Below are 12,780 nucleotides of genomic sequence, written 5' to 3'. Positions count from 1 at the left end.
CCGGATGGCCTTGGCGCCGTGGCTTTAAGAGCGCAACTGGCTCCGAAAACCAAGCCCCAAGCGCCGAGCGCTGCCACAAAGTTGAGACTGGGACGGCTAAGATCCCAGCCTTTCGACCGAAACGCCCCGGCTCAGCCGGAGGCGCGACGATCGACGCCCCGTACATAAACCTGCCGCAGGGTGCACGGAAGGGACAATCCGTGTCCTTTTGGCAGCTTTATCCGCAGGGCCGAACTGCCTCCCATGCAGGCCACGCCGCCGTGGCGAAATGAGCGGCAGGCCCGCAAAAGGAGCAAAGGGCCCGGCAGCACGGCCGCCGGGCCGGTTGCGATCAGCCCTTGAGGACTTCGACCAGGGTCTTTCCGAGGCGCGCGGGCGAGGGGGAGACGCGGATGCCGGCCGCTTCCATGGCCGCGATCTTGTCTTCCGCACCGCCCTTGCCGCCCGAGATGATCGCGCCCGCATGGCCCATGCGACGGCCCGGAGGCGCCGTGCGGCCGGCGATGAAGCCAACCATCGGCTTCTTGCGCCCGCGCTTGGCCTCGTCCGCGATGAACTGCGCCGCATCCTCTTCCGCCGAGCCGCCGATCTCGCCGATCATCACGATCGACAAGGTCTTCGGGTCCGCCAGGAACAGCTCCAGGATGTCGATGAATTCGGTGCCCTTCACCGGGTCGCCGCCGATGCCCACCGCGCTGGTCTGGCCAAGGCCTTCCTGCGTGGTCTGGAACACCGCCTCATAGGTCAGCGTGCCCGAGCGCGACACAACGCCCACCGAGCCCTGCTTGAAGATGTTGCCCGGCATGATGCCGATCTTGCATTCGCCGGCGGTCATCACGCCCGGGCAATTGGGCCCGATCAGGCGCGACTTGGAGCCGGAGAGCGCGCGCTTCACCTTCACCATGTCGAGCACCGGGATGCCCTCGGTGATGCACACGATCAGCGGGATTTCCGCGTCGATGGCTTCCAGGATCGCGTCCGCCGCGCCCGGAGGCGGCACATAGATCACGGAGGCGTCGGCGCCGGTGGCCTCGCGCGCCTCGATCACGGTGTCGAACACCGGCAGGCCGAGGTGCGTCGTGCCGCCCTTGCCGGGCGAGGTGCCGCCGACCATTTTCGTTCCGTAGGCGATCGCCTGCTCGGAATGGAAGGTGCCGTTCTTCCCGGTGAAGCCCTGGGTGATGACCTTGGTATTGGCGTCGATAAGCACGGACATCACGCAGCTTCCTTCTTCACCGCGCCCACGATCTTCTGCGCGGCGTCGTCGAGATCATCGGCGGGGATCACATTCAAACCGCTCTCGCGGATGATCTGCTTGCCCAGTTCAACATTGGTGCCTTCCAGGCGCACCACCAGGGGCACTTCCAGGCCGACGGCCTTGACCGCCTCAAGGACGCCGCGCGCGATCACGTCGCACTTCATGATGCCGCCGAAGATGTTCACCAGGATGCCCTTCACATTGGGATCCGCGGTGATGATCTTGAACGCCGCCGTCACCTTCTCTTCGGTGGCGCCGCCGCCCACGTCGAGGAAGTTGGCCGGGCTTTCGCCGTACAGCTTGATGATGTCGAGGGTCGCCATGGCGAGGCCCGCGCCGTTCACCATGCAGCCGATGGTGCCGTCGAGCGTGATATAGGCGAGGTCATACTTGGAGGCCTCGATCTCCTTGGCGTCTTCCTCGGTCAGGTCGCGCAGTTCGACCAGATCGGGATGACGGAACAAAGCGTTGCCGTCGAAGCTCACCTTGGCGTCGAGCACCACCAGGCGATTGTCCTTGGTGACGATCAGCGGGTTGATCTCGAGCATTTCCATGTCGGTGGCGACGAACGCCTTGAACAGGACGTCGGTCAGCTTGCCCGCCTGCTTGGCGAGATCGCCGCCAAGGCCGAGCGCGTCGGCCACCTTGCGGCCGTGGAACGGCTGCACGCCGGTGGCCGGATCGACCGAGAAGCTCATGATCTTCTCAGGGGTATTGTGGGCCACGTCCTCGATGTCCATGCCGCCTTCGGTGGACACGACGAAGGACACCCGCGAGGTGGTGCGGTCGACCAGCAGCGAGAGGTAGAATTCCTTCTCAATGTCGGAGCCGTCCTCGATATAGAGGCGGTTCACCTGCTTGCCGGCCGGGCCGGTCTGGATGGTGACGAGGGTGTTGCCCAGCATCTGGCCGGCGAAGGCCTTCACCTCCTCCACCGACTTGGCGAGCCGCACGCCGCCCTTTTCGCCCGCAGCGGCTTCCTTGAACTTGCCCTTGCCGCGCCCGCCGGCGTGGATCTGGGACTTCACGACCCAGAGCGGACCGCCGAGCTCGGTCGCGGCCTTCTCGGCCTCGTCCGGATTAAACACCGCGATGCCGCGGGAAACCGGCGCGCCGTAGCTCTTCAGCAGCGCCTTCGCCTGGTACTCATGGATGTTCATGGGGCTTCGTCCCTAAGGGTTTCGAAGTGACCCACCCCGGATGGAGTGGAACATTTCGGAGTGTCAAAGCCGGCGGTTGAACCCGCCCGACAGGGAAACGGCGGCCCGAGGACCGCCGTCGCGCACTTCATTCACTTGCTCAGATCGGGCGCGATCTTGAGGCAAGCATCCACAAGGCCTTGCACGGCCGATACCGATTTGTCGAAATTCGCCCGCTCCGTGCGGTCCAGCTCGACCTCGACGATGCGCTCGACGCCGCCGGCGCCGATCACCACCGGGACACCCACATAGAGGTCCTTGAGGCCGTATTCGCCCGAGAGATAGGCCGCCGCCGGCAGCACGCGCTTCTTGTCCTTCAGATAGCTCTCGGCCATGGCGATGGCGGAGGCGGCCGGGGCATAGAAGGCGGAGCCGGTCTTCAGCAGGTTGACGATCTCCGCGCCGCCGTCACGGGTGCGCTGGATGATGGTGTCGATGCGCTCCTGGGTGGTCCAGCCCATCTTGATCAGGTCGGGAACCGAGATGCCCGCGACCGTGGAATAGCGGATCAGCGGCACCATGGTGTCGCCGTGGCCGCCCATCACGAACGCGGTCACATCCTTCACCGAGACCTTGAACTCGTCGGCCAGGAAATAGCGGAAGCGGGCGCTGTCCAGCACCCCGGCCATGCCGACCACCTTCTCCTTGGGCAGGCCGCAGGATTTCTGCAGCGCCCACACCATGGCGTCGAGCGGGTTGGTGATGCAGATCACGAAGGCATTCGGCGCATATTTGGCGATGCCGGCGCCCACCTGCTCCATCACCTTCAGATTGATGGAGAGCAAATCGTCGCGGCTCATGCCCGGCTTGCGCGGCACGCCGGCGGTGACGATTACCACATCCGCGCCGGCGATATCCTCATAGGAATTCGCGCCCGTCAGCTTGGCGTCGAAGCCTTCGACCGGGGAGAGTTCCGCGAGATCCAGCGCCTTGCCCTGCGGCGTGCCTTCGGCCACGTCGAACAGAACCACGTCGCCCAGTTCCTTCAGCCCGGACAGAAGGGCGAGCGTGCCGCCGATCTGGCCGGCTCCGATCAAAGCAATCTTATTGCGCGCCATGTGAGAGGATCCTCGGATACGGGCAAAAAGGAGCGGCCAAGGCCGAGCGGGGCTTGACTACTCCCATCCGGCAGGGGGTTCAAGACGCGCGCACCGCACAATTGCCGTCCAAGCCCCGGCTCTGCTTATAGACATCGCCCCGAAGCTGCCAATTGGTCCAAGGACGAACACGCAGCCGGCAGTGTTTGCCGACGCCCGCGACAGGGTGATGACGCGCGCCTTTAGGTCTCCACCAGGCCGGTGGTATTGCCGGAGGCTGCCGAATCCGCCCGGCCGTGGGTGCGCCCGAGATATTCGGTGGAGCGCATCTCGTGCAGGCGCGAGACCGTGCGGGCGAATTCGAACGCTTCCGCGCCTTGTGAGCCCACATAGAGCTGTTCCGGCTCCGCCGCCGCCGAGGCGATCAGCTTCACGCCGCCGTCGTAAAAGGTGTCGATCAGCGAGATGAAGCGCTTGGCCTCGTTGCGATGGTCGCCATCCATCACCGGAATGCCCTCGATGACGACGGTGTGGAAGGCGCGCGAGATGCGCAGATAGTCCCCTGCCCCCAGCGGCTGCGCGCACAAATCGGCGAACGAGAAGCGCGCCGCGCCATTGCCGGCCAGCGGCACCGGAATCAGCCGGCTGTGATTGGCGATCGCCGTCGGCCGCCCACCGTCAGGCCCGGCGATTTTCGCCCAGGCGCGATCCAGCGCCTCGTGCGCGGCGGGGCCGAGCGGCTCGTACCATACCGGCAGGCCTTCCAGCTTCTCCATGCGATAGTCGGTGCGCGCGTCGAGGTTCAGCACCTCCATCTTCTCGTCGATCATGGCGATGAAGGGCAGGAACAGCGCGCGATTGAGGCCGCCGGCATAAAGATCGTCCGGCTTCACGTTCGAGGTGGCGACCACCACCACGCCGTCGGCGAACAGCTTCTGGAACAGCCGGCCGAGGATCATGGCGTCGGCGATGTCGGTGACGTGGAATTCGTCGAAGCACAGCAGTTGCACCTGCTTGGCGAGATCGTCGGCGACCGGCTGGAGCGGGTCCGAGGTCTTGCGCTCGCCGCGCTTCTGCGCCTGGCGCTCAGCGAAGATGCGATCATGCACGTCCGCCATGAATTCGTGGAAATGCGCGCGCCGCTTGCCGCGCACCTCCACGCTCTCGAAGAACAGGTCCATGAGCATGGTCTTGCCGCGCCCGACCTCGCCGTAGACATAGAGGCCGCGCGGCGCGGTGGGGGTGCGGCGGTGGAACAGCCAGCCGAGCGCGGAGGATTTGCGGGCGAGCAGGCGGTCGCGCAGTTCCACCTCCAGACGGGCGAAGGCCTGGACCACGGCGGCCTGCGCGGGATCGGACGTGATCTCCCCCGCGCGCACCATGGCTTCATAGCGGGAAAGAACGCGCGCGCCAGCCGCCATCATGTCTCCTCCAGGGCCGGGCGTGACGCGCGGCACCGAGCGCCGCTTTAGAGCATGCGCGGTAAAATTTGAACGATTTTCGCACGCGATTTTGCATCGCGAAAGAACCCGCCGGCGCAGGGCGGACCGGCGAAATGCGCAGGATCCGAGGAAACCAAGCGCGCGCTCGTGCGTTTCCTTGACAGACCGGCCCGAGCCGAGCGCGCCGCGCTCCCTCCCGGGCCGCACATCACATCGCAATCTGCGGGCATGCCCCGCAACGGCGCGGTTCCTCGCGAACGAGGAGGTGCGCCCGTTTGAAGGAGTTCGCCATGAACAAGTTCATCGCCACCGGCACCGCCCTCGTCGCGCTCACCCTGGCGGCCGCGTCCGGCATGTCCGCCGCCGCGCGTGCCGACGATTCCGTGAACCAAGTCAATGACAGCCAAGTGCAATTGCGCCAGATGGATTATCTGCGCGCCCATGGCGGATACATGCTGATCCAGGACCAGCAGTCGCAGTCGGTGGGCGGGCGCAATTCCACCATGATCCTGCCGGCGCCGCGCGTCTATGTGCCGGCCTATCAGTATCAGATCGAGAGCGCTCCCGTGATGGTCGTGCCGCGGGGCGGCTATGTCGTTCAATAGCCCGTTCCCGCAAAGTAGCGACCCCGCCGCCGCACGCCGCGCGGGACACCGCGGCGGGTCTCTGGACTTTTGCCGCGCGCCATGAACCTTTGCGATCCGACGACTTGAATCGCGAAGGGGTGAAGCGATGCAGGACCCGCAGGTCGGCGCGTTCGACGAGCCCGGCAGCGGTGCGGCCCCGACGCTGGTCGGACGGCTCGCGCGCTGGCTGTCGGACCACGACCCCGGCGGCATTGACAGCACGCGCGCGCTGCACCTCGCCATCTCCTTCATCCTGGTCATCTGCCTCGGCTACGCAACCTCCCGCACCTTCGCGCTGAATCTCGACGTCATCTTCCCCATGGCGGGCGCGATGACGGCGCTGGTGCTGATCAATTTCACCCCCTCGGCCAGCCGCAAGGCGGAAGCCATCAGCTTTTGCAAATTGTTCGCCATGACCATCGCCTTGCTGGTGGCCGTGGTGATCGCGGCGCCGGGAAACGCGCCGGCCAACGAATTGGCCATGAAGCTGATGCTGGTGCCGCTCACCTGCATCGCGCTGTATCTGCGGCGCTTCGGCATGGAAGGCCAGCGGATGGGCATCGCGCTCATCATCATCGCCACCGTCGCCGCCGTGCTGCACCCCACCCGCACCCAGGCCGCCTGGCTGCTGCTCGCGGCGGTGCAGGGCGGGATCGTGACCTTCCTGGTCCGCTTCACCCTTGGGCGGCCCTCGGCGCTGAAGGTCTATTCCAGCTGCGTGATCGAAGCCGGCGAGACGGTCGGCGAATACCTTCGGCTGCTGGGCGCCTGCGTGCGGGCGGGCGTGCACGTGCCTCCGGCACCGGCGGACATGCTGGAGCGGATCAAGATCCGCGTGCGCGCGGCGCTGGTGAACGCCGCCGCCGAGGATCCACAGGCCCGCGAATATATCGAGGCGGTGCGCTCGCTGGTGTACCGGCTGCGGGTGGCGACCCAATTGCTGGGCGATTGCATTCCCGATCCGCGGGGCTCGGAGGGCGCCTGGCGTCTGCCGCTCGCCGCCTGCGCCGATCAGCTCGCCCGTCACCTGGAGCGCGGCCTCGGCCAGCCGTTCGAGGAAACCGAGCGCATGCGCAAGGCCATCGGCCGGCTGCGCGAGGCGGCGATGGCGCCCGATATCCCCGCCCAGGAGCAATTGGCGCTGCTGCGCGCTGTCACCGCCTTCGACCGGCTGTTCCTGGTGGTCAGCGATCTCTCGCGCCTGGAAAGCGTCGATACCTCCCGCTGGCATGTGGCGCCCGGCTCCGCCGCCGGCCTGATCACGCCCGGCCCGCCGCCGCCCGGCATGGCGACGGCTCCGGCCGCGCCGCAGGGCATGCCGTTTTACGTCAAGGTCGCCATCCAGGGCCTGGTCGCCACCGCCATCACCACCACGCTCGACCTGGTGGTGGGGCTGGACCATGCCTATTGGGCGACCATGACGGTGATGTTCGTGCTGGGCAACAGCCTGGGCGAAACCTATGTGCGGGTGCGCTATCGCACCGTGGGAACGCTCGCCGGCGCGGTCATCGGCATCGCCCTCGTGGTGGGGCTGGACAGGAACGTCTGGCTGCTGGCCGCCGCCTGCCTGATCGCGCAGATGATCGGCCTCGTCACCCAGCGCGACCGCTACGACGTCGCCTCCGCCGCCACCGGCTTGTCCGTAATCGTGGGGCTGCACCTCGTCACCGGCCTCGGCGCAGACGGCATGGTCGCGCGCATCTATGAGACCGCCATCGGCGCCGTCATCGCGCTGGTGGTCTCGTTCGTGGTGCTGCCGGTCTATGTGGCAGACCAGATCCGCAACCAGGTGGTGGGCATGGTCAGCCAATGCCGCGCCGCCTTCGCCAATTGCTGGCCCCGCAAGGGCAGTGTTCCCGGCGAGATCGGCAATGTGACCGCCGCGCTGTCCGCCGACCTGCGGCAATTGTCGGAACGCCTGCCGCATATTGGCGCGGAAACCTCGCTCGGCCATCGCTCGGCCGGGGACGTGGTGACGCTGGTGTCCACGCTGGAAATCCTCATCACCTATCTGGCGCTGCTGGAGGATGTGGCGCACCGGCTCGACACGCTCTCGCCCCCGCCGGAGACCGTGACCATCCTGGAGGCCGCGCGCGCCCGCACGCTCGCCGCGTTCGACCAGGCACTGGGGCTGGCGACCCCGGCCGCCAATCCCGGCGCCGCGCCGGAACTCGACGCGGCGGTGTCGATCGCGCTGGAGATGGCGAACGACCAGGGCACCCGCCGCCTCTTGCCGTTCGTGGCGGATTATCTGAGCTTTTCCGAAGCGGTGCTGCGCCCGCTCGCCGACCTGCGCGCGCTGCTCAATCCCGCCGCCGAGGCCCATGCCACAAAGCCCGTCGCCCACAAGGAGCTGGAGGCGGCTTAGAGCCGATCGACATTCAGCGCGTGGTGCATCGTCGAGGCGCCTGACGGCAGGTGCGCGCGATTGTCCTTTTTTGACCGGCCGTCATGGCCGGGCGTGTCCCGGCCACCCACGCCGGGCCGACCCACCGGTCTTGAACGGATGGCACCAACGGGCCTGCGTGGATGCACGGGTCAAGCCCGTGCATGACGATGTTCTGCTGCAAAAGCGCCGGACCACGAATGTCGATCTGTCCGAGGATCCCGCCCGCCGGATGGCGCACCCTCACGCCGCCGGCACGAAGGCGCGGAAATGCTTGGAGAGCTTCAGCCCCTGGCCCTGGTAATTGGAGCCGAGCCCTTCCCCGTACAGCGCCTTCGGCCGATCGGACATGCGCTCATAGACCAGGCGCCCCACGGTCTGGCCGTGTTCGAGGATGAACGGCACCTCGCGCGAGCGCACTTCCAGCACCGCGCGCGCGCCGCTGCCGCCCGCCGCCGCATGGCCGAAGCCGGGATCGAAGAAGCCGGCATAATGCACGCGGAATTCGCCCACCAGCGGGTCGAACGGCACCATCTCGGCGGCAAACGCCGGCGGCACCTGCACCGCCTCGCGCGAAGCGAGGATGTAGAAGGCGTCGGGATCGAGCACCAGGCTGGTGCGCCCGCGCGCCCGGATCGGCTCCCAGAAATCCTCGACATCGAGCGCGTTGCGGCGATCCACGTCGACAACCCCGGTGTGCCGCTTGGCGCGGAAGCCGAGAAGCCCGCCCCAGGCCTCCCCCGCCAGATCGACCCCGACCGCGATGCCGCCGCCCACCACATCGGGCTTTTCCGCATTCACCAGCTGTTCGGCGCTCTGGAGGGTCAGCAGTTCGAGATCCGACAGGCGCGAGACGCCGCGCCGGAACCGCACCTGCGACAGGCGCGAGCCGGTGCGCGCCAGGATCGGGAAGGTGCGGGGCGAGATTTCCAGGAACAGAGGCCCCTCATAGCCGGCGGGGATGGCATCGAAGGCGCGCGCGCCGTCGGTGATCACGCGGGTGAACACATCGAGCCGGCCGGTGGAGCTTTTCGGATTGGTGGCGGCCGAGACATCGGCCGGCAGCCTCAGCTTCTCGAACAATTGCACCAGATAGACGCAGCCGGTTTCCAGCACCGCGCCGTCGGCAAGGTCGAGCTTGTGGAGCGCGAGATCCTCCAGCCGCTGCTTCACGCTGGTCCCGGCGCCCGGCAGGAAGCTGGCGCGGATGCGCCATGCGGTGCGCCCGAGCCGCAGGTCCAGGCTCGCCGGCTGGATCTGATCGTCGTCGAACGCGCGCTTCGTGACGATGCCACCGGCCTCGTGCAGCGCGGCAATGGCCTGTGACGGCAAGATGCCCGGTTTAAGCTGGTCCACCTGCACTCCGCCTCCCTGTCCCGCCGTTCGGTTTAACGGACGCATCCCTTGACGCCAAGGGTGCGACGCGCTTTAACTCTTATCGATCCGTGGTGAATTTGAGCCGGCCGGCTTGCTGCCACGCTAAACAAATCGCTAAAAGGCCGGGGATCGTAAAGGGCGTCTTCGCCCTGTCCTACGCGTCCTCGGCCTCATTTGAGGCTTGAAGACCTTGGCCCACATCCCCCCGGATTTCTCCACCCTCCATCCCGACACCCTGCTGGTGCAGGGCGGCACCGCCCGTTCGCCTTATGGGGAAACGGCGGAAGCGCTCTATCTCACCCAGGGCTTCGTCTATGACGATGCGGAATCCTGCGAGGCGCGCTTCAAGGGCGAGGATCCCGGCTTCATCTATTCGCGCTACGGCAATCCCACCACCGCCATGTTCGAAAGCCGCATGGCCCTGCTGGAAGGCGCGCAGGCCGCCCGCGCCACCGCTTCCGGCATGGCGGCGGTGAATGCCGCGCTGATCTGCCAGCTCAAGGCCGGCGACCATGTGGTGGCCGCGCGCGCGCTGTTCGGCTCCTGCCGCTGGATCATCGAGGAATTCCTGCCGCGCTTCGGCGTCGAGACCACGCTGGTGGACGGCACCGATCTTGAGGCCTGGCAGGCGGCGGTGAAGGCCAACACCAAGGTGCTGTTCCTGGAGAGCCCCACCAACCCGACGCTGGAAATCATCGACATCGCGGCGGTGGCCAAGATCGCCCATGCCGCCGGCGCGCGGCTGGTGGTGGACAATGTGTTCGCCACCCCGCTGCTGCAGAAGCCGTTCGAGCTTGGCGCCGACGTGGTGGTCTATTCGGCCACCAAGCATATCGACGGACAGGGCCGGTGCCTCGGCGGGGTGATCCTGGCCTCGCAAGCCTTCATCACCGAGGGCCTGCAAACCTATCTGCGCCAGACCGGCCCCTCCATCTCGCCCTTCAATGCCTGGGTGCTGCTGAAGGGCATGGAGACCCTGGCGCTGCGCGTGGAGCGCCAGCAGGCGAGCGCGGCCACCATCGCCGATGCGCTCGCCGCCTCCCCCAAGGTGGAGAAGGTGATCTATCCGTTCCGCGCCGACCATCCCCAGGCGGAATTGGCGCGGCGGCAGATGAAGGGCGGCGGCACGCTGACCACCTTCGTGGTGGGCGGCGGGAAGGAAGGTGCGTTCCGCTTCGCCAATGCGCTGCGGCTGATCCGCATCTCCAACAATCTCGGCGATTCCAAGAGCCTGCTGACCCATCCCGCCACCACCACCCACCAGCGCTTCACCCCCGAGGCGCGGGCCGAGATGGGGATTTCCGACGGGCTGGTGCGCCTCTCCGTGGGCCTGGAACATGCCGGCGACCTGCTCGCCGACCTCACCCAGGCGCTCGAAAAGGTGTGAGCGCGCATCGCCGGGCGGCGCCATCGCGCGCCCGCGACTCCGCAGCGCGACGGTTCTCGCCCCGAACCCATTGCGCCGTGCCCGCATCGCGGGTTCACTGTGCGCGCACGCAGCGAAGTATAAGGGGGATCGAATGTATCGGGCGACGACGCGCCAGATCCAGGTGACGGCGACGCCGCGCTATGTGGCGGAACGCTCGGACCCGGAACATGGCAATTTCTTCTGGGCCTATACCATCGAGGTGGTGAATCTGGGCGGCGACGTGGTCCAGCTCAAGGCGCGCCATTGGGTGATCACCGATGCCCACGGCCATGTGGAGGAAGTGCGCGGCCCCGGCGTGGTGGGCGAAGAGCCGGTGCTTCCCCCCGGCGGACGATTTGAATACACCTCGGGCGTGCCACTCGCGACCGCCATGGGCATCATGAGCGGGCATTACGAGATGTTGACCGAGAAGGGCGAATCCTTCTCGGTGGAAATTCCCGCATTCTCCCTCGATACGCCGGACATGCGCCGCGTTCTCAACTGAGATGGCAGCCCCCATGCAAGCGGCCAAGGCACCCACCATCCACGCCGAAGCCGGCCAGCCGCTTGACGCCCGGCCGATCGCCGCGGCGCTCGGGGCGGTGGTGGTGACCCTCGGCGTGAGCATGCTGCTGCCCGCGCTGGTGGATTATGCGGTGCGCTCGGGCGAGCAGGACGTGTTCGTCGGCACCTCGGCCGTCACCATTTTCGTCGGGGTGCTGCTGAGCGTCATCGGGCGCGGCGCGAACTTCCGGCGGCTGGACCTGCGGCAAGCCTTCCTGCTGACCTCCTCGGTCTGGATCGTGCTGACCGCGTTCGCCGCCCTGCCCTTCATGTGGGGCAAATCCGGGCTGTCCCTGAGCCACGCCGTGTTCGAGGCCATGTCCGGCCTTACCACCACCGGCGCGACGGTGATGACCGGGCTCGACGTGCAGACGCCGGGCATCCTGCTCTGGCGGGCCTTGCTGCACTGGTTCGGCGGCGTCGGCATCGTGGTGATCGCCATCGCCGTGCTGCCCATGCTGAGCGTCGGCGGCATGCAATTGTTCCGCATGGAATCCTCCGACAAATCGGAAAAATTCCTACCGCGCGCGGGCGCCATCGCGAAGGGCCTGCTGCTGGCCTACGTCCTGCTCACCGTGGTGTGCATCGCCAGCTACAAGGTCGCCGGCCTCGACCTGTTCGACGCGGTGACGATCGGCATGTCCACCATGTCGAGCGGGGGCTTCGCCAATTCCGATTCCTCGCTGTCCGTGTTCGCGGACCCGGCGGTGGATTATGTGGCGGTGGTCTTCATGCTGCTGGCGAGCCTGCCCTTCCCGCTCTATATCCGCGCACTTTCAGGCGATGTGACGCGGCTGTTCACCAATCCCGAGGTGCGCCTGTTCCTGGCGATCGTCGCGGTGTTCACGCTCGCCTCCTTCGCCCAGCAGACTTTCCAGGGCGTGGCCCATGGGGAGACGGCGTTTCGCGGCGCCCTGTTCACGGTTGCCTCGCTCGTCTCCACCACGGGCTTCATGGCCGTGGACTATACCAATTGGGGGCCGCTCTCCGACGCGCTGCTCCTGGTGCTGATGTTCGTGGGCGGGTGTACCGGTTCCACCTCCGGCGGGCTCAAGGCGCTGCGCCTGGCCATCACGGCAAAGGCAGTGCGCCAGCATCTCAAGCGCATTTCCTATCCCAACGGGCTGTTCCCGATCCGCTACGGCGGGGCGCCGGTGGCGGACGACATCGTCGCCTCGGTGCTCGGCTTCGTGTTCCTGTATTTCGCGACCTTCATCATCGTCGCGGCGGCGCTGAACTGCATCGGCCTCGATGTGCGCACGGCGCTTTCCGCCACCATCGCATGCCTCGCCAATGTGGGACCGGGGCTCGGCCCGATCGTCGGGCCCGCCGGCAATTATGCCAGCCTGCCGGAAAGCGCGATCGTGCTGCTCACCGCGGCCATGCTGCTCGGCCGGCTTGAAATCCTCACCGTGCTGGTGCTGCTGCTGCCGCGCTTCTGGGTGCGCTGAGCGCGCAGCCGGAGCGCCGCTTAGCGCCGGCC

The 12,780-nt window shown here is 67.0% G+C and carries 10 protein-coding genes and 1 riboswitch; of the genes, 5 read left to right on the top strand and 5 right to left on the bottom strand.

The window, feature by feature from the left end; all coding sequences use genetic code 11:
• Positions 1–331: 331 nt before the first annotated feature.
• From sucD to zapE, 4 genes are all read right to left on the bottom strand, one after another.
• Complete coding sequence (gene sucD / locus V5G24_RS04655) at positions 332–1,216, bottom strand: succinate--CoA ligase subunit alpha (RefSeq protein WP_394080012.1); 885 nt, start codon at positions 1,214–1,216, stop codon at positions 332–334.
• The gene (gene sucC / locus V5G24_RS04650) at positions 1,216–2,418 is read right to left on the bottom strand and encodes an ADP-forming succinate--CoA ligase subunit beta (RefSeq protein ID WP_394080010.1); all 1,203 of its coding nucleotides are present in this window, start codon (positions 2,416–2,418) and stop codon (positions 1,216–1,218) included. The genes sucD and sucC overlap by 1 nt, the downstream gene beginning before the upstream one ends.
• Before the next feature lie 131 nt (positions 2,419–2,549).
• Positions 2,550–3,515 (bottom strand): malate dehydrogenase, encoded by a 966-nt coding sequence (gene mdh / locus V5G24_RS04645; protein ID WP_394080008.1) that lies wholly within the window; start codon positions 3,513–3,515, stop codon positions 2,550–2,552.
• A gap of 221 nt (positions 3,516–3,736) precedes the next feature.
• Entirely contained in the window at positions 3,737–4,918 is a 1,182-nt protein-coding gene (zapE, locus tag V5G24_RS04640; protein ID WP_394080006.1) for a cell division protein ZapE, read from the bottom strand.
• Between the two features lie 308 nt (positions 4,919–5,226).
• Here zapE and V5G24_RS04635 point away from each other — a divergent pair, with 308 nt between their 5' ends.
• Both V5G24_RS04635 and V5G24_RS04630 read left to right on the top strand, forming a co-directional pair.
• Positions 5,227–5,541 carry a hypothetical protein gene (locus tag V5G24_RS04635; RefSeq protein WP_394080004.1) on the top strand — a complete coding sequence of 105 codons (315 nt, stop codon included), beginning with the start codon at positions 5,227–5,229 and terminating at the stop codon, positions 5,539–5,541.
• A gap of 127 nt (positions 5,542–5,668) precedes the next feature.
• Positions 5,669–7,930: an FUSC family protein gene (locus tag V5G24_RS04630; protein ID WP_394080002.1), complete on the top strand. Its 2,262-nt coding sequence runs from the start codon at positions 5,669–5,671 to the stop codon at positions 7,928–7,930.
• 261 nt (positions 7,931–8,191) lie between these two features.
• On the opposite strand, the gene V5G24_RS04625 is transcribed toward V5G24_RS04630, so the two are convergent.
• Positions 8,192–9,304 carry a 2'-deoxycytidine 5'-triphosphate deaminase gene (locus V5G24_RS04625; RefSeq protein ID WP_394080000.1) on the bottom strand — a complete coding sequence of 371 codons (1,113 nt, stop codon included), beginning with the start codon at positions 9,302–9,304 and terminating at the stop codon, positions 8,192–8,194.
• Between the two features lie 79 nt (positions 9,305–9,383).
• Positions 9,384–9,463, top strand: a riboswitch (SAM riboswitch).
• Between the two features lie 52 nt (positions 9,464–9,515).
• On the opposite strand from V5G24_RS04625, the gene V5G24_RS04620 reads away from it, so the two are divergent.
• From V5G24_RS04620 to V5G24_RS04610, 3 genes are all read left to right on the top strand, one after another.
• Positions 9,516–10,712 (top strand): O-succinylhomoserine sulfhydrylase, encoded by a 1,197-nt coding sequence (locus tag V5G24_RS04620; RefSeq protein ID WP_394079998.1) that lies wholly within the window; start codon positions 9,516–9,518, stop codon positions 10,710–10,712.
• Positions 10,713–10,845: 133 nt separating this feature from the next.
• Entirely contained in the window at positions 10,846–11,238 is a 393-nt protein-coding gene (gene apaG, locus V5G24_RS04615; RefSeq protein WP_394079996.1) for a Co2+/Mg2+ efflux facilitator ApaG/CorD, read from the top strand.
• 13 nt (positions 11,239–11,251) lie between these two features.
• Positions 11,252–12,748: a TrkH family potassium uptake protein gene (locus tag V5G24_RS04610; protein ID WP_394079994.1), complete on the top strand. Its 1,497-nt coding sequence runs from the start codon at positions 11,252–11,254 to the stop codon at positions 12,746–12,748.
• Positions 12,749–12,780 lie beyond the last annotated feature (32 nt).

It is taken from the genome of Roseixanthobacter finlandensis, from assembly GCF_043195105.2.
Classification (GTDB): domain Bacteria; phylum Pseudomonadota; class Alphaproteobacteria; order Rhizobiales; family Xanthobacteraceae; genus NCEH01.
Note: the sequence above shows the minus strand (reverse complement) of the source record. Positions and strands in the feature narration are given on the sequence as shown.

Excerpts from the sequence above, each read along its gene's own strand:
- sucD (WP_394080012.1), bottom strand. The coding sequence starts at position 1,216 with ATGTCCGTGCTTATCGACGCCAATACCAAGGTCATCACCCAGGGCTTC.
- mdh (WP_394080008.1), bottom strand. The coding sequence starts at position 3,515 with ATGGCGCGCAATAAGATTGCTTTGATCGGAGCCGGCCAGATCGGCGGC.
- sucC (WP_394080010.1), bottom strand. The coding sequence starts at position 2,418 with ATGAACATCCATGAGTACCAGGCGAAGGCGCTGCTGAAGAGCTACGGC.
- V5G24_RS04610 (WP_394079994.1), top strand. The coding sequence starts at position 11,252 with ATGCAAGCGGCCAAGGCACCCACCATCCACGCCGAAGCCGGCCAGCCG.
- V5G24_RS04635 (WP_394080004.1), top strand. The coding sequence starts at position 5,227 with ATGAACAAGTTCATCGCCACCGGCACCGCCCTCGTCGCGCTCACCCTG.
- zapE (WP_394080006.1), bottom strand. The coding sequence starts at position 4,918 with ATGATGGCGGCTGGCGCGCGCGTTCTTTCCCGCTATGAAGCCATGGTG.
- apaG (WP_394079996.1), top strand. The coding sequence starts at position 10,846 with ATGTATCGGGCGACGACGCGCCAGATCCAGGTGACGGCGACGCCGCGC.
- V5G24_RS04630 (WP_394080002.1), top strand. The coding sequence starts at position 5,669 with ATGCAGGACCCGCAGGTCGGCGCGTTCGACGAGCCCGGCAGCGGTGCG.